This window comes from Candidatus Nanopelagicales bacterium (assembly GCA_037045355.1).
Lineage (GTDB): Bacteria > Actinomycetota > Actinomycetes > S36-B12.
Window position 1 is genome coordinate 57,297 of record JBAOHO010000016.1, and the last position, 19,521, is coordinate 76,817.

A 19,521-nucleotide genomic window follows, 5' to 3' on the forward strand; every position below is an offset into this window, starting at 1 on the left:
CCTTCTGCTGCTGCCTCAGCCGGTGACCCGGCGACGGGCTGTCTCGATACGTCCGGAGATGCTGCCATCGATGACTTCATCGCCGATCTGCACGGTGATCCCCCCCACAAGGGCGGGGTCGATTTCGAAATTGATGGCCACCTGCTGGTTGTAGATCCGTTCCAGCACGGCTGCAAGGCGAGTGGCCTGGTCGTCGGCCAGGGGACGCGCGCAGCGCACGACAGCGACCAGTTTTCCGCGCCGTTCGGCGGCGAGGTCGGCCATCTGGTCCACGGCCTGGTCCAGGCGCCGTCCCCGCAGGTGCGACGTCACGAAACTGAGGACCTCCACGGTGACCGGCGACGCCTTGTCACGCAGGAGGTCGGAGATGATGGCGCTCTTGTTCTCGGAGGGCAGCGCCGGAGAGGACAGCACCATCTGCAGATCCGCGTCAGCGATCGCCACTCGTCCGAAGCGGAACAACTCGTCTTCGACTCGATCCAGATCGCCGGACTTCTCGGCGGCGCCGAAGAGGCACTCGACGCCGGCGAACTCGTACGCGTCCACCATGTCGGAGGGGGTGGACCAGCGTTGCCCAGCCACCGTGCCCGCAATATCTATCGCCAGTTGGCTGGCGCGACCTTGCAGTAGTCCGGTGACGATGCTGGTGCGTTCATCAGCTGGACGACCAGCATCAGACAGCGCTCCGCGCAACTGTTTCTCCCGACCGACCAGGTCAGCCACCCGCAACAAATCCCGACCGGCTGCCTCGAGTTCGGGATTGTCGAAAGCAGCGTTCACGGTTTCGCGAACCTTTGCCAACGAGGTACGGGAGCTTCCGATCATCAGGCTTGATCCTTGGCCGCCGACTGTTCGAGATCCGCGATGAAACGATCGACCACCGCGCGGGCCCGCTGATCGTCCTCGAGCGATTCCCCGACAATGCGACCGGCCAGGCTGACCGCGAGACCGCCCACGTCCTGGCGCAGTGCGGCGACGGTCTGAGTGCGTTCGGCGGCGAGTTGGGCCTCACCGCGTTGCGCGATCGCGGACCTTTCCGTCTCGGCTTGCTGCCGGGCCTGGTCGACGATGGCTTTGCCGTCGGCTTCCGCTTTGGCGCGGATGTCCGCCGCCTCCTGGTGGGCGTTGGCGATCTGCTCCTTGTACCGCGCCATCATCGCGTTGGCCTCAGCCTCGGCGGCGGCGGCGCGTTCGATGCCGCCCTCGATCGCCTCGGTGCGATCCGACAACGTCTTCTGGATGTTGGGAAGGACGAGCTTCCACAACGCGAAGAAGACGATGAAGAACGCGATGCCACCCAGGATGAGTTCGTCCAGCGGTACGGCGAGGACGCTTGGGGTCTCGCCTTCACCGCCGGAGGCGGAGATGGCTGAAGCGAAGGAGATCACTTGGGTTCCTCGGTGCTCAGACGCCGTACACGAACGGGACGACGAAGCCGATCAGCGCCAGCGCCTCGGCCAGCGCGAAGCCCAGCAGCATGTTCTGGCGGATGACACCGTACGCCTCGGGTTGGCGAGCGATGGCCTGCACACCTTGACCGAAGATGATGCCGATACCGACACCAGGGCCGATGGCGGCCAGACCGTAGCCGACCGAACCGATCGAGCCGGAGAGCTCCGCGAGCAGAGTCATTGTCAGATTTCCTTCCGGTTGGCCGACGGGCGGTCCGTCGGTCTAGGAGCAGTGCGAGTCTATCCGTTCAGTTGTGACCGTATTTCTCAGTGGTCTGCGTGCAGAGCCCCTGAGATGTAGACGGCGGTGAGCAGCGTGAAGATGTAGGCCTGCAGGGCCTGGATCAGCATCTCGAAGGCGGTCAACGCGATCACGACCACGAACGACACCGCTGATCCGAGCGCGCCGATGACGGTGGCACTGAACAGGTACCAGGCCGCCACGGTGAACGTGGTCAGCAGCAGGTGGCCCGCGAACATGTTGGCGAAAAGACGGACACAGTGCGTGAACGGGCGAACGACGATGTTCGAGATGAACTCGATCGGGGCGAGGATCACATACAGCGGCTTCGGCAGGCCGGGCGGGAACATCATGTTCTTGAAGAAGCCGAAGAAGCCCTGATTCTTGATCCCGAGCGGGACCCACGTGAAGTAGACGATGAGCGCGAACGCCACCGGGATGGCGAACACACTGGTGACGGGGAAGAGAACCCCGGGCACGATTCCCATGAAGTTCAGAATCCAGATGAAGAAGAAGAAGGAGAACAACAGCGGGACGAACTTCTCGCCCCCGCGTCCGATCACGTCACGCGCGATGCCGTCGCTGATGAAGTTGTAGCCCAACTCGCCGACGTTCTGGGCGCCTCGGGGCACCACCTGCGGCTTGCGGAACGCGAACCAGAAGAACCCGATCACGACGAACGCGCCGATGAACAGCAAGATCATCGCCTTGTTGAAACCGAATGGTCCGATTTGCCAAACGTCGTCGAAGAAGAAGATCTCAGTGCCTGGAGCCGGGAAAGCGCAATCGGGGAAGTTGCATCCCCATGCGGATGAACTGAGTGCCATCTTCAGACCTCACTCGAGCGTTCGATGCGGGCGCGAGTCATGCGAGCGGACCACGACCGCGAGCCGGAGATTTCCAAAGCGGGAGCCTTCGTACCCAGCTGGCGGATACGGATCATGGACAGGTAGAGCCCCAAACCCAGACCCAGGAGCACTCCTACCGCGGCACCCGCGACCGGGAATCCGAGCCAGCGACCCAGCAACCATCCGCCGACACCGTAGATCAACATGCCCGCGAGCATCCGGCTCATGATCGCCCAGGCTTCGTTGCCGGTGACGCGGGCGGCGTCCTGCGCGGCGGAAGTCTGAGCGGGGGTCACGGCGGAACGTTATCAGGCGAAGGTGCCCGGCTCAGGTCGGGGGGTTGCCGTTCGGCCAGATTCACCACACCGGCGCAGGCTCAGCGCTCCGCGGAGTATTTCGACGACTCTTTCACCGCACGCGGCACATTCTCGGGGTCCACGTACAGCACTTTCGTCCGGCTGAATATGACGACCTCGCAGGCCGTCCAGACAAGGGTGCAGGCAAGGATGGTCAGAGCGAAAGCCTTGGTGTCGAATGCGGTCGTCCCCTGCAGTACGAGAAGGAGACCGAGGAGGACCCCGATCTTGATGATGTAGAGCGTCATGGCCACCATGAGCCCCATCTGCGGGTTGTTGCGCAGCACGGCACCCAACACCAGTTGGCCGATCATGAAGAACACAACGACGACAGCAGTACCGAGCAGGGCTCCCAGACCTGCAGCGGATCCCCCGAAGATCCACACGCCGGCCGTGATCACCAGTCCGGCGCCGGCCGTGGGCAAGGCAGCGCCGCGCACGATGGTCCGGGTGAACTGATCCATTGGAAGAGGCTAACAGTGGGCCCAGCCGGTCAGGACGCCTCCGCAGCCGGCTGGTCTTCGGAAATTCGGCGTCCGGGCGGACTGCGCAACACGGCCAAGACGAGCAGGAACAACACGACACCGCCGCCGATGGCGACGGGTACCGGCAGAAACGCCAACGCCACAGTGGTTCCGGCGACAACCAGAGCCCAGCCGTAGAGCAACAACACCGCACCGCGGTGCGAGTGCCCCATCTCCATGATCCGGTGGTGCAGATGCTCCTTGTCGGGCGCGAACGGCGAACGCCCTGCCCAGGTGCGGCGCAGAACCGCCAGCCCCACATCGGCCACCGGTAGTGCGAGCACGGCCAACGGGATGAGCAACGGCAACAGCACAGGGGCCAACGTGGTCGATCCGATGGCGTTGGGATCGACGCGACCCACCAAGGTGATGGTGCTGGCGGCGAGCAGCAGTCCGAGCAACATCGAACCCGTGTCACCCATGAACACCCGGGCCCGGTAGAAGTTGTGAGGCAGGAACCCCAGGCAAGCTCCGACGCATGCGACTGAGGCGAGTGTCGACAACGCCGCTCGGTCGAATCCGTTCACCACATTGAGCAGGTAGGAGTAGGCGAAGAAGCCTGCTGCGGCGATGGCAGCGATACCCGCCGCCAGTCCATCCAGTCCGTCGACGAAGTTGATGGCGTTGACGGTGAACACCACGATGAACACGGTTACGAGCACGCTGGAGAGGGGATCCAGGACCAGCACCCCGCCGATCGGCAGCCAAGAGATCGAGATACCGCCGTAGGCGATGATGCCGCCGGCGAGCACCTGTCCGCTGAACTTGGTCAGGGCGTCCAGTCCGTAACGGTCGTCCAACGCGCCGATAGCCACGAGGACGACTGCAGCGACGACCAGCGACCAGATCGTGCCCGGACCACGTTCGAACACCTGGCTCATCAGGGGCAGTTGGCTGGCGACCAGGAATGCGGCGATGAGCCCCACGAAGATGGCCAAGCCCCCGAGTCGGGGGGTCGGCATCGAATGAACATCGCGGTCACGAACCTCGGCCATGGCCCCCCACGAAAGCGCCAACTGACGCGCGAAGGGCGTGAGAAGGTACGTCGCGGCAGCGGCGACGAACAGGCAGAGCAGGGACTCGCGCACCAGCCTCAGTCTGCCGGGTACGCGGGGAATGCGGCGACCAGATCGGACACTTCGTCACGCACCGCGTCCGAATCCGCGGTCGACTCCGCGCGCACTGCCCGGCCGATCAGCGAAGCCACCGTCTTCATCTCGGCGACGCCCATCCCCTGGGTGGTTACACAAGCGGTGCCGACTCGGATCCCGCTGGCGACCGCCGGTGGCTGAGGATCGAACGGGATGGCGTTCTTGTTCAGCGTGATCCCGGCAGCGTCACAGCGCTCTTCGGCTTGTGTTCCGGTGACACTCAGCGCCTGCATGTCGATAAGCGCCAGGTGGGTGTCGGTGCCGCCGGACACCGGACGCATGCCCTCGTCGGCAAGCCCGGCTGCGAGTGCCTGCGCGTTGGCCACGACGTCGGCCGCGTAGCGCTGATAGTCCGGGGACGAGGCCTCCTTGAGCGCCACGGCCTTGGCTGCGACCGCGTGCATGAGTGGGCCGCCCTGCATCATCGGGAAAACCGCCTTGTCAATGGCCTTGGCGTGTTCCTCCTTGCACAGGATCATCCCTCCGCGGGGGCCGCGCAGGACCTTGTGGGTGGTCATGCACACGACATCGGCGTAGGGAATCGGGCTGGGGATCGCCTGGCCGGCCACCAGCCCGATGAAGTGGGCTGCATCGACCATCAGGATGGCGCCCACCTCGTCGGCGATCCCCCGGAACGCCGCGAAGTCGATCAGCCGGGGGTAGGCGGTGGCGCCGCAAATGATCATCTTGGGCCGGTGTTCGCGGGCCAGGGCCAGAACCTCGTCGTAGTCGATGAGTTCGGTGTCCCGACGCACACCGTAAGAGGCCACGTTGAACCACTTGCCTGAGAAGTTGACTTTGGATCCGTGGGTCAGATGCCCACCGTGCGGAAGGCTCATGGCCAGCACAGTGTCGCCAGGCTTGACGAATGCCCCATAGGCGGCGATGTTCGCGCTCGCGCCCGAGTGGGGCTGCAGATTGGCGTGTTCGGCTCCGAAGAGTTGCTTCGCGCGCTCCATGCCGATGATCTCGGCCTTGTCGACCTCGGCGCAGCCACCGTAGTAGCGCCGTCCCGGGTAGCCCTCGGCGTACTTGTTCGACAACGTCGAGCCCAGCGCGGCCAGCACAGCCGGGGAGGTGAAGTTCTCGCTGGCGATCAGTTGCAGCCCGCCGCGCAACCGGTCGAGTTCGGACAACAGGACACCGGCGATCTCGGGGTCCTCGTCGACCAGGGAGTTGAAATCAGGGCCCCAGAACGGCACGTGCTCAGTCATGCCGGTCAGTGTAGTGTCCCGGGCCGGGCGCCCCTGATCACTCGCTCCTCGCTCCGCAGCGGCACTGATCTTCCCGCGGCTTCCCGCGGCTTCCCGCGTCTTTCCCGCGTCTTCCCGCGTCTTCCCGCGCAGGGCGCCGATCTCCCACCTTCGTCGGGGGCCTTCGCCGGGGCCCTTCGCCGGGGGCCTTCGTCGGCGTTGGGAATGCGAGGATGGCACCGTGCAGCGCGTCTTCGACTGTCGGGATCCGGCGCAGCGTAGCGAACCCACGGACACCGCTGTCATGAAACTTCGCCGAGGCCGGGTTGCGGTGCTGCCCGACGAGTCGATGTACCTCCTGGCCGCGGATGCCTTCAACACCACCGGAGTCACGCGAGTCCGGTACCTCAAGAACGCCGACGACACCCCGCTGACCGTGCTCATCGGCAGCCCTGCCACAGTCGACGGAATCGCCAGTCGCATCCCGGGCTATGCCCGCGACCTGATGGCTGCCTTCTGGCCCGGTCCGCTGACCTTGATTCTGCGCCAACAGCCATCGCTCGCGTGGCCACTGACGGCAGCGGGTATCTCTGTTCGGATGCCCCTGCATCCATTGACGCTGGCAGTGGTCCGAGCTCTCGGCCCGACGGCGGGGACGTCCGCGAACCGCGCGGGACTGCCGGCGGCCCGTGACTGCGACGAGGCGTTCGACCAGTTCGACCGCGATGTCGACGTCTACCTCGACGCCGGAGCGGCGCCGTTCACCCATCGCAGCACGATCGTCGATGCCACAGGCGATCGACCGGCTGTGCTTCGACCGGGCGCGATCGATGAGACCGCTCTACGTTCGGTGGTGCCGGGACTCGGCGAGATCAGCGACGCACCGCAGACGTGAACCGGGGCCGACCCGCGAAGTCGGCATGGTCGGCGATATCGGCGAAACGGCCACTGCGACGAAGCAACGCGGGCACCCCGCCCGGTTCGCCTTGATCGTCGGCGTGCTCGATGAGGATCACTCCGCCTGGACGCAAAGCCGCGCTGGCCCGGACGACGAGCGGCCGCACGATGTCGAACCCGTCTGTGCCCCCGAACAAAGCGACCTGTGGGTCATGGTCGCGCACCTCAGGATCGCGCGGAACACAGCCCAGTGGGACGTAGGGAGGGTTGGACACCACCAGATCGACGGAGCCCGACGCGGGCCACGTGTCCGCTGCCGCGACATCGCCTCGCACCACCGTGACCACCGACCCGCGATGACTGAAACGTGGCTTCAAGGCCGCCACGTTGCGCTGCAACCACACATCTGCAGCCGTACTGATCTCGATCGCGGTGACTTCGGCCCGCACATGACAGGCAACAGCGAGCGCGAGAGCCCCGGATCCGCTGCAGGCGTCGACGACGACGGCCGGCCGGTCGAGTCCGGCGAGCCAGGACAATGCGAATTGAGCCATCACCTCCGTCTCGGGACGGGGGATGAACACCCCTGGCCCCACGGCGAGCTCGAGGTCACCGAAAGGGGCGATGCCCAGGATGTGCTGCAGCGGTTCCCGGGACACACGCCTGGTGACGGCGGCCTCGATGGACTCTCGCTCATCGTCGGACAGCGGTCCCGCGAAGACCAGCGCTGCCGGGGATGTGCCCAGGAAGTGGCTGACGATCCAGCGAGCTTCGACGGCCGCCGACGGGACCTCTGCTGCGCGCAGTCGGGCCGCGACTTCGGCCACCAGCGCGGAGACGCCCGCACTCACCGGTCGCCGGCGGCGACTAGCCGGGGTCGAGCCATCAGACACGCCCCAAGCGCTGCTCGGTGTCCGCGGCCATGAGGGCCTCGATCACGGCGTCCAGGTCACCGTCCAGAACGGTGTCGAGATTATGAGCCTTGTAGCCGACCCGGTGGTCGGAGATCCGGTTCTCGGGGAAGTTGTAGGTCCTGACGCGCTCGCTCCGGTCCACGGTGCGCACCTGTGCCCGGCGCGCGTTGGACGCCTCGCGATCGGCCTCCTCCTGCGCCATCGCGAGCAGGCGGGAGCGCAGGATCCGCAAGGCCTGCTCTTTGTTCTGCAGTTGGCTCTTCTCGTTCTGGCACGACACCACCAGACCCGTGGGCAGATGGGTGATCCGCACGGCGGAGTCGGTCGTGTTCACGCTCTGGCCCCCCGGACCACTGGAACGGAAGACATCGATGCGCAGGTCGTGCGGATCAATGGCGATGTCGATGTCCTCGGCTTCGGGCATGACGAAAACACCTGCAGCGGACGTGTGGATCCTCCCCGATGACTCCGTGACCGGGACGCGCTGGACCCGATGAACGCCGCCTTCGAACTTCAACCGCGCGTACGGGGCGCCATCCGGCGTGTCCACGGTTCGGGCCTTCACAGCCAAGGACGCGTCCTTGACGCCGCCGAGGTCGGACTCCTCCAACTCGATGAGTTCGCTGACCCAACCTCGCCGCTCGGCGTACCGCTGGTACATGCGCAGCAGATCGGCCGCGAAGAGCGCCGACTCCGCCCCGCCTTCCCCGGCCTTGACCTCGACGATCACATCTTTGCTGTCCATGGGGTCGCGCGGCGCGAGCAGAACCTGGAGGCGTTCGGCGACTTCCTGCTTTTGCGCTGCCAGGGCTAGCGCCTCGGCGCCGAAGGAGGGGTCCTCAGCGGAGAGTTCGTCGGCGGCCTTCTCATCGGCCGCCAACTGCAGCCACGAGTGATAGTCGGCGACGATCGGTCGCAACTCGGCGAACCGGCGCCCCAGGCGCCGCGCGAGCGACTGGTCAGCGTGGACCTCGGGTCGGGCCAATTGGGCCTCGATGTCGGCGTATTCGGCGACGAGGTCCTCGCAGACCTCGAACATTATTTGGCGTCCGAGCCCTTGCCGAAGCGCTTCTCGAACTTGGCGACGCGACCACCCGTATCGAGGATTTTCTGCTTGCCCGTGTAGAACGGATGGCAGGCCGAGCAGACGTCGGCGTGAATGACGCCGTCCTTGGCAGTACTGCGGGTCGTGAACGTGTTGCCACAGGTGCAGGTGACCTGGGTTTCCCCGTAGGCGGGGTGGATGTCAGCCTTCATGGCTCGTTGCTCCTTGATCTCCGAGCCGGGTCGCACGATCGTGCGTGAACCGGCGGGGGCGCCCCACTATCCCACGACTCGCCCGCGACCCCCAACCCGCTGCGCCAAGGGCGAACGTACTCGTGGACGCCAATCACGCTGTTGGACGGTACTCATGCCTCCCGATTGGCACCCGAGCGGCACCCGAGCGGCACCCGAGCGGCACCCGAGAGGCACTAGTCCGAGTCGATGTCCGTTCCGGGTGCTGTTTTCTGCACGTTGCTCAGGAACTCGAAGTTCGTCTTGGTCTCACGCAGCTTGGTAAGCAGCAACTCGAGGGCCTGCTGTGTCTCGAGCGCGTGCAGCACTCGTCGCAGCTTCCAGACGATCTTGAGTTCCTCGGGCCCCATGAGTAGTTCTTCCTTGCGGGTACCGGAGGCGTCGACATCGACCGCCGGGAAGATCCGCTTGTCCGCCAGGCGACGGTCCAGTTTTAGCTCCATGTTGCCGGTGCCCTTGAACTCCTCGAAGATCACCTCGTCCATGCGCGAGCCGGTCTCGACCAGCGCAGTGGCCAGGATGGTCAGTGAGCCGCCGTGCTCGATGTTGCGCGCGGCTCCGAAGAACTTCTTGGGCGGATACAGAGCGGCGGAGTCGACACCACCGGACAGGATCCGACCTGACGCGGGAGCGGCCAAGTTGTAGGCGCGCCCCAGCCTCGTCATCGAGTCCAGCAGCACGACGACGTCGTGACCGAGTTCGACCAGACGCTTGGCTCGTTCGATGGCGAGTTCCGCGACCGTGGTGTGGTCATCCGCGGGCCGATCGAACGTGGACGCGATGACTTCACCCTTGACTGACCGCTGCATGTCGGTGACTTCTTCAGGCCGTTCATCGACCAGAACGACCATGAGGTGACACTCCGGGTTGTTCGTGGTGATGGCGTTCGCGATCGACTGCAGGACCATCGTCTTGCCGGCCTTGGGCGGGGACACGATCAGTCCACGCTGACCCTTGCCGATCGGGGCGACCAGGTCGATCACCCGGGTGGTCATGTTCGTGGGTTCGGTCTCGAGCCGCAGGCGGGTCTGAGGGTACAGAGGCGTCAACTTGGAGAAATCGGGGCGATCACGAGCCTCGTCGACCTCAGCGCCATTGATGGACTCAACCCGGACAAGCGGGTTGAACTTCTCGCGTCGTTCGCCCTCGTGGGGCTGTCGTACGAGTCCGGTGACGGCGTCACCCTTGCGCATTCCCGTGCGCTTGATCATGGACAGCGACACGTAGACGTCGTTCGGACCGGGCAGGTAACCACTGGTCCGCACGAAGGCATAGTTGTCGAGGACATCGAGGATCCCAGCCACCGGCAACAACACGTCATCGTCGTTGATCACCGGCTCGCTGTCCCGCGGACCACGATCCCGGCGGTTGTTGCGGTCGCGGCCCCGACGCCGGCGGCGACCGCTCTCGTTGTCGTTGCGGTTGCTGTCACCGCGATTGTCGCTCCGGCTGTCATTCCGGTTGCTATCACTGCGGTTGTCGCTCCGGCTGTCATTCCGGTTGCTATCACTGCGGTTGTCGCTCCGGTTGTCGCTCCGGTTGTCGCTCCGGTTGTCGTTCCTGTTGTTGTCGTTGCGGTTGTTCTCGCGGTTGCCATCCCGGCTGCCTTCGCGGTTCGCGTCGCGGTTGCCGTCGTTCCGGCTGATCTCACGGCCATCGGCGCGGCCACGCTGGTCCGAACGCTGGTCCGAACGCTCCCTCTGTTCCGATCGATCGCGCTGGTCGGGCTGCTCGGCACGATCGGACTCATGCGCCGCCGACTGATCGGGCACGCCAGGTGCGCTCTGCTGGGCCGAGCCGTCGGACTCGGCACTGCCGCCGGAGTCGGATGGCTTGGTGGTGGCCCCTCGGCGGTGGGCGGCGATGGCGTCGACCAAATCGCCCTTGCGCATGGCACTGACGCCGCTGATTCCCAGATCATGGGCCATCTGGCGCAACTCCGGCAGCAACATGGCCGACAGTCCACCCCCTTTGGCGCCACCCCCCTTGGCGCGACCGCGGGAGGCGCTGCCCGTCTGTGAGTGGGAATCGGCTCCTGCCGAAACTGAGTCGGCACTGTTGGCAGTCGAGTCGGTGGAGAGTGTCTCGGTCACTCGGTCAGATCCTTCGAGTTGGGTAACTGGTGCACGCAACGGCGGCACCGATGTGGGATATCAACCACTGATGGAGGCGAACGGGATACGAGCGATGGAATTCCGCGAACTGACGTACGTGATGTACCCGTCATTTCCCTCTGCGGTGTCGGCAGCCTAACACGCTCACGTCACGAAACGACAAACTGCTCACCGATGCGTGTCGCCTCAACTCCGGTACCAATCCCTGAGATCAGCGCCCGGAAACCCTCGAAGCGCTGCTGCACAATCCGTTCGGCGCCCGGCTGATCGGTCAACACCAATACAGAGGGCCCCGCTCCCGAGATGACTGCCGCCCACTTCGAGGCACGGAGCTGATCGACAAGGGCCAAGGATGACGGGTAGGTCTGCTCGCGTTGACGTTGGTGAAGTCGATCCTCGGTCGCGGGGTAGAGCAACTCGGGTTCCGACGTGAGCGCGGCGACAAGCAGGGCACTGCGCCCTACGTTGAACGCGGCATCACCGTGGGGCACGGAGGTCGGCAGGGCGGCGCGAGCCGCTGACGTGGGACTGACCGTCTTCGGGACGAGCAGGACAGGCGCGACCTCGGTGGCGACAGGCAGCGACACCGCCCGACCAGCGCCACCGTCGAGCCAGGACACAGTGAGGCCCCCCATGACCGCAGCCGCGACGTTGTCCGGGTGACCTTCAACAGCGGTCGCCACTTCGACGATCGCCTCGGGGTCGGTCACGTCGGCCAGGACCGCCGCCAAGGCAACCCCACCGACGATGGCCGCCGCGGAGGAACCGAGACCTCTGCCCTGTGGGATCGCATTACGGCAGGCCAGGCGGAAACCTGTCGGGGAGCGACCGAATTCGGCCAAGGCCGTCACGAACGCTGTTGCCACGAGGTGGGACCCGTCGCGGGGAAGTTCATCCGCCGACTCTCCCGATACATCGACCGTGATGCGGTCATCGGTTGACAGCGTGACGTCGTACTTGTCGCGAAGTGTCAACGCCAAGGCCAGGGAGTCGAAACCGGGCCCCAGATTGGCGCTCGTCGCGGGTACCGTGACCTGCGCTCGAGCACCGGCAACCAACCCGGAGGAACTCGGACCCGGTGTCACGGAGCGAGCCCGAGATGCTCGGCCGCAACAGTGGCAGACACCGGGATAACGGTCGGCTCAGGCGCGGACTCCAGTGCCCACTGCGGATCCTTGAGTCCGTTTCCGGTCAGCGTGCACACCACCGTGCTGCCCGTGGGGACCCGATCCGCGCGTTGCAGCAGACCCGCGACGCCGGCGGCGCTGGCCGGCTCGCAGAAGACTCCTTCGTGCTGCGCCAACAACCGATACGCGGTGAGGATCTGCTCGTCGGTGACGGATTCGATGACCCCGCCGGATTCATCCCGCGCGGCCACCGCCGCATCCCACGACGCCGGGTTTCCGATGCGGATCGCCGAGGCGATCGTCTCCGGGTGTGCCACCCGTTCGCCGGTCACGATGGGCGCGGCTCCCGCAGCTTGGAAACCCCACATCTGCGGCAGTCGATCGGCAGGACCGGCTTGGGCGTACTCGCGATAGCCCAGCCAGTAGGCGGTGATGTTGCCCGCGTTACCCACCGGCAGGCAGTGGATGTCCGGGGCGTCACCCAGACGATCCACGATCTCGAATGACGCTGTCTTCTGGCCCTGGATCCGGACCGGATTCACGCTGTTCACCAGCGAGACCGGATAGTTGTCCGCGAGGTCACGCGCGAGCGTGAGGCAGTCGTCGAAGTTGCCTTGGACGGCCAGGAGTCGCGCGCCGTGGATGATCGCCTGTGCGAGTTTCCCCATGGCGATCTTGCCGTCGGGAATGAGGACTGCGCTGACCAGGCCGGCCTTACCCGCGTACGCCGCTGCGCTGGCACTGGTGTTCCCCGTGGACGCACAGATGACAGCCTCGGCGCCGTCGTCCAAAGCCCGCGAGATGGCCATGGTCATGCCGCGGTCCTTGAACGAACCCGTCGGGTTCGCGCCCTCGAGTTTGAGCCAGACGTCCGCATCGACCAAGGCGCTCAGATGATCAGCCCGGATCAACGGTGTGCCACCCTCGCACAAGGACACCAATGCGTTACCGACGGGAAGGCGCCGGGCGTATTCGGTCATGATGCCCCGCCACTGACCGGTGCCGTGCTGCACGGTATCCATCAGTCGCTCACCACGCGCATCATCCCCGCGACTTCCCGGACCGACTCCAGTTCGGACACGGCGGCAACGGTGCGGGACAGCGACTCGTCGGTGGCTGCATGGGTTCGGATGATGAGGCGCGCTTCGTCGCCGCGGCCGTCCTGACGCACGCCGGAGATGCTCACACCGTGATCGGCGAACACCTGCGCGATCTCGGCCAGCACCCCGGACTTGTCCACCACGTGGAAGTCGACGTAGTAACTCGTGCTCGCGTCACCGATGGGCAGGATCGCCACGTCGTTGTACGTCGAAGCCGCGGCCCCCAAGGAACCCGAGACACGATGTCGAGCCGCCGTCACAAGGTCTCCGAGAACCGCCGAAGCGGTGGGTTCCCCACCCGCGCCCTGGCCATAGAACATCACCTGCCCCGCGGCATCGGCCTCGACGAACACCGCGTTGTAGGCCCCTCGGACCGATGCCAGCGGATGCGTGCGCGGCACCATCGTGGGGTGTACTCGCACACAGATACCGGAGCCGTCGGAGGTCATGTCGGCGATTGCCAACAACTTGATGACGTAGCCCATGTCTCGCGCGGCTTCGACGTCGTCAGCCGTGACGCTCTCGATGCCCTCGCAATGGACGTCGGACAACGTGACGCGGGTATGGAACGCGAGACTGGCCAGAATCGCCGCCTTGGCGGCCGCGTCGTGACCCGCGACGTCCGCGGTGGGGTCGGCTTCGGCGTAGCCGAGCCGCTGCGCGTCCGCGAGCACCTCCGAGTAGTCGGCCCCCTCTTCGTCCATGCGGGTCAGGATGTAGTTGGTGGTGCCGTTGACGATGCCCATGACCCGACTGATGCGGTCGCCGGCCAACGAATCACCCAGCGGTCGCAGCAATGGAATGGCCCCGGCCACAGCCGCTTCGTAGAAGAGGTCGACACCGGCTGCTTCGGCGGCCGCGTGCAGGTCACCGCCCTGCTCGGCCATCAGTGCCTTGTTCGCGGACACAACGCTCGATCCAGCCTCGATCGCCGAGCGGATGTACTCGTCGGCGGGAGAGATGCCACCGATGACCTCCACGACCACATCGGCACCGGATCCGGCAAGCGCGGCGGCGTCGGCGGTCAGCAGTTCGGCGGGAACCCCTGGCCTTTGTCGGGAGGTGTCGCGGACAGCGACCCCGACGAGGCGCAGCGGCCGACCGACACGCGCCGCGAGATCCTGCGCCCCTTCGGTCAACAGCCGCGCCACTTGGGAGCCGACGGTGCCGCCACCGAGCAGCGCAACTGTCACCTCGTCCGTCACCAGACACCTCCCGAGCGGGCTCGGGCACACCCCGAGCGAGCATTGTGTGACTCTAGTGTCGCGCGTCGGAAGTTCATTCGCGCCGCGAACCCCTGGCACGTCGACATCGGGACTCCTCCGGGTGAGGGCGGGGTCTCAGACCACAGCCGGCCGACCCGACGTGACGATCTCGCCTCATGCGCCGGGATCGAGTGACAGCAGATCATCGATGGTCTCGCGTCGGAGGACAGTCTCGAGGTGCCCGTCCTGCACTCCCATGACCCCGGGCCGGGGCACCTGGTTGTAGTTCGACGCCATCGATCGGCAGTAGGCGCCAGTGGCCGCTACCGCCAAGAGATCCCCGGGCGCCAGATCGGCCGGCAACCAGCAGTCCCGGACAACGATGTCCCCGCTCTCGCAGTGCTTGCCGACGACGCGACACAGCATCGGTTCGGCGTCGGACTCCCGATTCGCCAGTGCGACCGTGTACTCCGCGTCATACAGCGCCGTCCGGATGTTGTCGCTCATTCCCCCGTCGACCGACACGAACGTGCGCGTCAGGCCATTCCCGAGATCGATCGCCTTGATCGTCCCGACTGTGTACACGGTGATCCCCGCCTGCCCGATGATGGCCCGACCCGGTTCCACACAAAGCAGTGGTAGTGGCAGGTCCGCCCGATCACATTCGTGGCGCACGATCGACACGATCGCCGCAGCCATGTCAGCGACATCCAAAGGGTCGTCGGCGCTGGTGTAGGCGATCCCCATTCCCCCACCGAGATTCAACTCCCGGATCGAGAGCCCCTCTGCGGCCAGCTCCGCGGCGAAACCGACCAAGCGGCGCGCAGCGACCTCGAAACCCGCCGGGTCGAAAATCTGGGAGCCGATGTGAGAGTGCAGCCCGACCAGATTCAGTGACGGCAAGGCCGCCACGCGGCGGGCCGCCTCCCGCGCCGATCCATCCGTGAGAGCCAAGCCGAACTTCTGATCCTCATGAGCGGTGGCGATGAACTCATGCGTATGCGCTTCGACCCCGACTGTCACTCGAACGAGACAATCCGCTACCACACCAGCGTCCTGCGCCAAGGCGCCAAGGCGGGCGATCTCGAGACACGAGTCGATGACATACCTGCCCACGCCCACTTCCAGCGCACGGATGAGTTCGGCCTCGCTCTTGTTGTTGCCATGGAACAGGATGCGATCCGGCGTGACTCCGGCGCGCAGGGCGACCTCCAGCTCCCCGCCCGTGCAGACGTCGATGTCCACGCCCTCGTCGGTGATCCAGCGCGCCACCGCCGTCGAGAGGAAGGCCTTTCCCGCGTAGTAGACCCGGGTCGGTGTGCCAGTGGCATCGTAGGAGCGCGCGTAGCCGCGGGCGGCGCTGCGGACCTGATCCTGGTCGAGGAGCACAACGGGACTCCCCGCCTCGCGCACCGCGGTGACGACATCGACACCACCCACACTCACCACACCACCTGACTCACGACGAGCACTGGTCGGCCAAACCGCAGCATCGAGGTGGTTCAACTCAGCAGTGTCGAGGGGGCGCGGGGGCGCCCCGTGGATATCGATGACATCGCTGTGGCGCGGTCCGGCGGGATGAGCGGGCATGCCCACAGCGTAGGGGCGGGTCGGGCAACCGCGGTCACTGTCCCGAAGTTGACGAGACCCCACCGAGTCCTCGTTTGTCGCTCGGGAGTGACCCCGCGGACAGCGGCTCCGATCCGGTTAGATGGCACCATGCAGGTTTCCGCGCGCGTCGACTACGGTATGCGGGCCCTGGTCGAACTCACCTCAGTCAATCGCGATGAGCCCAACCGACTGGTGAAGAGCGAGGAATTGGCCGCGCGGCAGGGAATCCCACCGAAGTTTCTCGAGGGGATCTTGAACCAGTTGCGTCGCTCCGGATTCATTGCCAGCCAACGCGGAGCGGACGGCGGCTACCGCCTGGCGCGCCAGGCGGATCTGATCACCGTCGCCGACATCATCCGGGCGCTGGAGGGGCCGTTGGCCGCAGTGAGAGGCGAACCACCCGAGGACACGGAGTACGCCGGGCCCGCTGGGTCGCTCCGCGACGTCTGGGTCGCCACGCGGGCGTCGATGCGAGCCGTCCTCGAACACGTGACGCTGGCCGACATTGCAGCCGGGCACCTCCCCGAGGACACGGCCTCACTGCTGGATCAACCCGGGGCTTGGGAACGTCGCTGACATGGGGCTGAGGTAGATCAACTGGACAGCGCCACCACGATGGCGGTTGCGTAGTCACCGTCGTGGGAGATGGACACCGACCACGAACTCCACCCGCTGCTTTCGGCCGCGGTGAGAGCCGACCCGTACAGTGTCAGGACCGGGGCGCCGTGCGGCCCCTTCCCGACCTCGACGTCGGTGGGCGCGATTCGGTCCAACCCCTGGCCGAGCGCCTTCATAGCTGCCTCCTTGGCCGCCCACCGTGCGGCCAGGCGCTGGGAGTCGACGCCACACTCGGAGAGTTCGACTGAGGTGAACACGCGATTGAGGAACGACGCGCCAGATGACGCGATCAGCCGCTCGATCCGATCCACCTGCACAATGTCGATGCCGGTCGAGATGTTCATGACACGCCCGCCGGATTCCCGACACGACCCACTGCGCTCGGGGCACGAGCAGCCGCACTTCCCGATCGAACCGCGACACCTGAGCGCACTGCGGCGACGCCGCGCTGGATCACGACTCCGAGGACCAAGGACAGGGCCAGCGCCCACCATCCGGCGAACACTTCAAGTACCTGCCAATGTGCCAGGAAGATGTACAACGAGGCTTCGGCGAAGGCGGCCGCAGCGACTGCCACCACGGGGGGAAGCGGTACGCGGGAGATCCATACCAGCAGCAACAGCAGGACGGGGATGGTCCACATCCGGCCTCCGTCGTAACTGATCGGAACCGTGATCAGAATGACAGCCGAGAGCAGCAGCCGTCTGGTGGTGTCCGCTGCCTGAGCCGCCGCCCATCCGAGCAAGAAGATCCACAGCACGGCCAAGGGGGCGAACAGACTGCTGGGACGAGCTTCCGGCACCCACAGGACAAAGGCCGTCCACGCCCCGACCGCGAGTACGAGAGGAAATCCGAACGGGTATCGCCGGCGCAGGCGATCGACCTGAGGCAAGGCGACCACCGCGACCACTACAGGCAGGATCCAGACCATCGCCGCGACGAACCAGTAGCGCCAGTCTGGATTGTCGGTGACGGGATTGGCGATCGGGTTCCAGCCCAGTGCGGACCACGAGTACGTGGTGGTGACCGCGGCCAGGACGCCGACCCAGAGCACGGACGGAACCAGCAGCTCGGCCGTGTGGCGGATCGTCGAACGCATGCCTCGACGTCGGTCCGGATCGGACAGGGGGAATCGCGCGAGGTTGAACCCCAGCAGTGCCACCAGCAAGTGGGCTCCGCCCCGCAGATCCAGGAGGTTGGCGTGCGAGGCCACGATGGCCAGGATCGCGCAGGCACGCAGGACAACTCCCGCATCCATCTGACGCAAACTCGAGGTCTGCGGGCGTGCCGGCTCCTCGTGGTCCTGGCGGGCGAGCTCCGCGATGGTGCGGGTGTGCCAGTTGGGGGGCAAGTGCCCCAGAGTCCGTTCCACTTCCACGGACACGGCGACAAATGTCAGGGAGTCGCCTCCCAGCGAGACGAAACTGTCGTCCTCGGACACCTGACGGCGAAGCAGCCGACCGTAGACCGTCTCGAGTCGGCGGACTGGGTCACCGACCAGTGGCGTGGGCGCCGCATCTGCGACCAAACGGGACAGGGCAACCGTGTCGGGCTTTCCGGCGTAAACCCGGGGAAGTTCTGGGACACAAACCACGCGGATGACCCCGGCCGGAATCCGACAGGCGCCGGCAACAACATCTCGCACTCGATCCGGGTCGTCGGCGCAGGCGACCACGCCCAGAGCATTCGTGATGGCCACAGAGGCGCCTCGAATTCCGGCCTGCTCCAACGCTCGGTCGACATCGGATAGGTCGATGCGGTATCCGAACACTTTGGCGAACCGGTCCTGGCGCCCGATGATGTCGATGCGACCGTCGGCGGCGATCCGGGCTCGATCACCGGTATCGAGTTCCGTGAGCTCCGCACCGCGTGCGAGATCGGCTGGGCAGTGGGCGTAGCCCATCATGACGTTGGGTCCGCGGTACAGCAGCCGCCCGACCCCCTCGTCATCGACGTCCGCGAGCCGGACCGAACCACCGGGCACAGGCCACCCCACTGATTCCGGGAATTGGTCGGCAAGGCCAGGGGGCAGGCACGCGATCCGGGCGGTGGCTTCGGTCTGTCCGTACATGACCGCCAAGTCGAATCCGTCCCGGCGACCGACAGCGGCGAAGCGGCGCACGGCGTCTGGGGCCAAGCGCCCCCCGGCGCACGTGAGCAGCCGCAGTTCCGGTGCCATGCGGCCGCTGAACCCCATGCGTTCCAGCAGGTCGAAGGTGTGCGGGACTCCGGCGAGAGTGGTCGCTCGCTGCTGCCTGGCGGTGCGCCAGAACTCGTCATCGGTGACGGACTCCGATGTGAGCACGACGCGCCCGCCGACCGACAGGTGCGAGTTGATGACCGATAGCCCATAGCTGTAGGCGGGACTCAGGGTCGTGATCGCACGGTCCGAGGCGGTGATGCCGAGAGCGGTCACGATCGAGTCGGCATTGCTGCTGATATTGCTGTGTGAGAGCCGTACGAGCCGCGCGTTGCCCGTGGAGCCCGAGGTGCTCAACAAGACCGCGAGGTCCGGGTGCAGGTCACGCCCCGACGATGAGAACCGCCGCTCGAAGACCCCGCCCGCGACTGTCACATCAGGGCTGTGCACCGCAGTGATGGCCTGGGCCGTGCACGGCGGCACCAGCAACGCCACGTGACCGTGGCGCAGGCACGCGAGGTAGGCGGTCAGCGCGGAGACCGTGTTCTCGCCGGCAATCGCGACCAGAGACCGCGCCGGACCGATTCGTTGGGCTGCGGCATCGACCAGACGATCGAGTTCGGCGTAAGTGATCAGCTGATCCCCGGCGACGACAGCGACGGCGTCGGCGCCCGCGTCAATGTGCCGCAGCACTGAGACCGCCTCGCGGACCTGACGACCCAACGTTCCTCCCGG

20 protein-coding genes are annotated in these 19,521 nt (G+C 66.0%); 2 read left to right on the top strand and 18 right to left on the bottom strand.

The window, feature by feature from the left end; genetic code table 11:
- Window positions 1–15: 15 nt before the first annotated feature.
- The 8 genes from V9E98_10035 to glyA form a co-directional block, all read right to left on the bottom strand.
- Window positions 16–825, bottom strand: a complete 810-nt coding sequence (locus V9E98_10035) for a F0F1 ATP synthase subunit delta (GenBank protein MEI2717318.1) — start codon at window positions 823–825, stop codon at window positions 16–18.
- The gene (locus V9E98_10040; protein MEI2717319.1) at window positions 825–1,388 is read right to left on the bottom strand and encodes a F0F1 ATP synthase subunit B; all 564 of its coding nucleotides are present in this window, start codon (window positions 1,386–1,388) and stop codon (window positions 825–827) included. The genes V9E98_10035 and V9E98_10040 overlap by 1 nt, the downstream gene beginning before the upstream one ends.
- Window positions 1,389–1,404: 16 nt before the next feature.
- A complete protein-coding gene (gene atpE, locus V9E98_10045) occupies window positions 1,405–1,632 on the bottom strand; it encodes an ATP synthase F0 subunit C (GenBank protein ID MEI2717320.1) in 228 nt (75 codons plus the stop codon).
- A gap of 86 nt (window positions 1,633–1,718) precedes the next feature.
- Complete coding sequence (gene atpB, locus V9E98_10050) at window positions 1,719–2,519, bottom strand: F0F1 ATP synthase subunit A (GenBank protein MEI2717321.1); 801 nt, start codon at window positions 2,517–2,519, stop codon at window positions 1,719–1,721.
- 2 nt (window positions 2,520–2,521) lie between these two features.
- Window positions 2,522–2,836, bottom strand: coding sequence for a hypothetical protein (locus tag V9E98_10055; protein ID MEI2717322.1), 315 nt, complete (start codon window positions 2,834–2,836; stop codon window positions 2,522–2,524).
- Window positions 2,837–2,916: 80 nt separating this feature from the next.
- Window positions 2,917–3,360, bottom strand: coding sequence for a hypothetical protein (locus tag V9E98_10060; GenBank protein MEI2717323.1), 444 nt, complete (start codon window positions 3,358–3,360; stop codon window positions 2,917–2,919).
- 29 nt (window positions 3,361–3,389) lie between these two features.
- Window positions 3,390–4,508 (bottom strand): MraY family glycosyltransferase, encoded by a 1,119-nt coding sequence (locus tag V9E98_10065; protein MEI2717324.1) that lies wholly within the window; start codon window positions 4,506–4,508, stop codon window positions 3,390–3,392.
- A 5-nt stretch (window positions 4,509–4,513) separates the two neighbouring features.
- A complete protein-coding gene (gene glyA / locus V9E98_10070; protein ID MEI2717325.1) occupies window positions 4,514–5,785 on the bottom strand; it encodes a serine hydroxymethyltransferase in 1,272 nt (423 codons plus the stop codon).
- Window positions 5,786–6,005: 220 nt separating this feature from the next.
- Here glyA and V9E98_10075 point away from each other — a divergent pair, with 220 nt between their 5' ends.
- Window positions 6,006–6,659 (top strand): L-threonylcarbamoyladenylate synthase, encoded by a 654-nt coding sequence (locus V9E98_10075; GenBank protein ID MEI2717326.1) that lies wholly within the window; start codon window positions 6,006–6,008, stop codon window positions 6,657–6,659.
- Here the strand turns inward: V9E98_10075 and V9E98_10080 are convergent.
- From V9E98_10080 to lysA, 8 genes are all read right to left on the bottom strand, one after another.
- Window positions 6,637–7,512 carry a HemK/PrmC family methyltransferase gene (locus tag V9E98_10080; GenBank protein ID MEI2717327.1) on the bottom strand — a complete coding sequence of 292 codons (876 nt, stop codon included), beginning with the start codon at window positions 7,510–7,512 and terminating at the stop codon, window positions 6,637–6,639. The two genes, V9E98_10075 and V9E98_10080, sit on opposite strands and share 23 nt — an antisense overlap.
- 34 nt (window positions 7,513–7,546) lie before the next feature.
- A complete protein-coding gene (gene prfA / locus V9E98_10085) occupies window positions 7,547–8,614 on the bottom strand; it encodes a peptide chain release factor 1 (protein MEI2717328.1) in 1,068 nt (355 codons plus the stop codon).
- A complete protein-coding gene (rpmE, locus tag V9E98_10090; GenBank protein MEI2717329.1) occupies window positions 8,614–8,832 on the bottom strand; it encodes a 50S ribosomal protein L31 in 219 nt (72 codons plus the stop codon). Before rpmE ends, prfA begins: the two co-directional genes overlap by 1 nt.
- Before the next feature lie 215 nt (window positions 8,833–9,047).
- A complete protein-coding gene (gene rho, locus V9E98_10095) occupies window positions 9,048–10,964 on the bottom strand; it encodes a transcription termination factor Rho (GenBank protein ID MEI2717330.1) in 1,917 nt (638 codons plus the stop codon).
- A 170-nt stretch (window positions 10,965–11,134) separates the two neighbouring features.
- Complete coding sequence (gene thrB / locus V9E98_10100) at window positions 11,135–12,070, bottom strand: homoserine kinase (protein ID MEI2717331.1); 936 nt, start codon at window positions 12,068–12,070, stop codon at window positions 11,135–11,137.
- Entirely contained in the window at window positions 12,067–13,134 is a 1,068-nt protein-coding gene (gene thrC / locus V9E98_10105) for a threonine synthase (GenBank protein MEI2717332.1), read from the bottom strand. Before thrC ends, thrB begins: the two co-directional genes overlap by 4 nt.
- Window positions 13,134–14,417: a homoserine dehydrogenase gene (locus V9E98_10110; GenBank protein MEI2717333.1), complete on the bottom strand. Its 1,284-nt coding sequence runs from the start codon at window positions 14,415–14,417 to the stop codon at window positions 13,134–13,136. Before V9E98_10110 ends, thrC begins: the two co-directional genes overlap by 1 nt.
- A 174-nt stretch (window positions 14,418–14,591) precedes the next feature.
- Entirely contained in the window at window positions 14,592–16,007 is a 1,416-nt protein-coding gene (gene lysA / locus V9E98_10115; GenBank protein MEI2717334.1) for a diaminopimelate decarboxylase, read from the bottom strand.
- A 129-nt stretch (window positions 16,008–16,136) separates the two neighbouring features.
- Between lysA and V9E98_10120 the strand changes: the two genes are divergently transcribed.
- Window positions 16,137–16,604, top strand: a complete 468-nt coding sequence (locus V9E98_10120; GenBank protein ID MEI2717335.1) for an Rrf2 family transcriptional regulator — start codon at window positions 16,137–16,139, stop codon at window positions 16,602–16,604.
- 17 nt (window positions 16,605–16,621) lie between these two features.
- Here V9E98_10120 and acpS read toward each other — a convergent pair whose 3' ends face one another.
- Together acpS and V9E98_10130 are read right to left on the bottom strand one after the other, a co-directional pair.
- Window positions 16,622–16,990: a holo-ACP synthase gene (acpS, locus tag V9E98_10125; GenBank protein MEI2717336.1), complete on the bottom strand. Its 369-nt coding sequence runs from the start codon at window positions 16,988–16,990 to the stop codon at window positions 16,622–16,624.
- Complete coding sequence (locus V9E98_10130) at window positions 16,987–19,509, bottom strand: AMP-binding protein (protein ID MEI2717337.1); 2,523 nt, start codon at window positions 19,507–19,509, stop codon at window positions 16,987–16,989. The genes acpS and V9E98_10130 overlap by 4 nt, the downstream gene beginning before the upstream one ends.
- Window positions 19,510–19,521 lie beyond the last annotated feature (12 nt).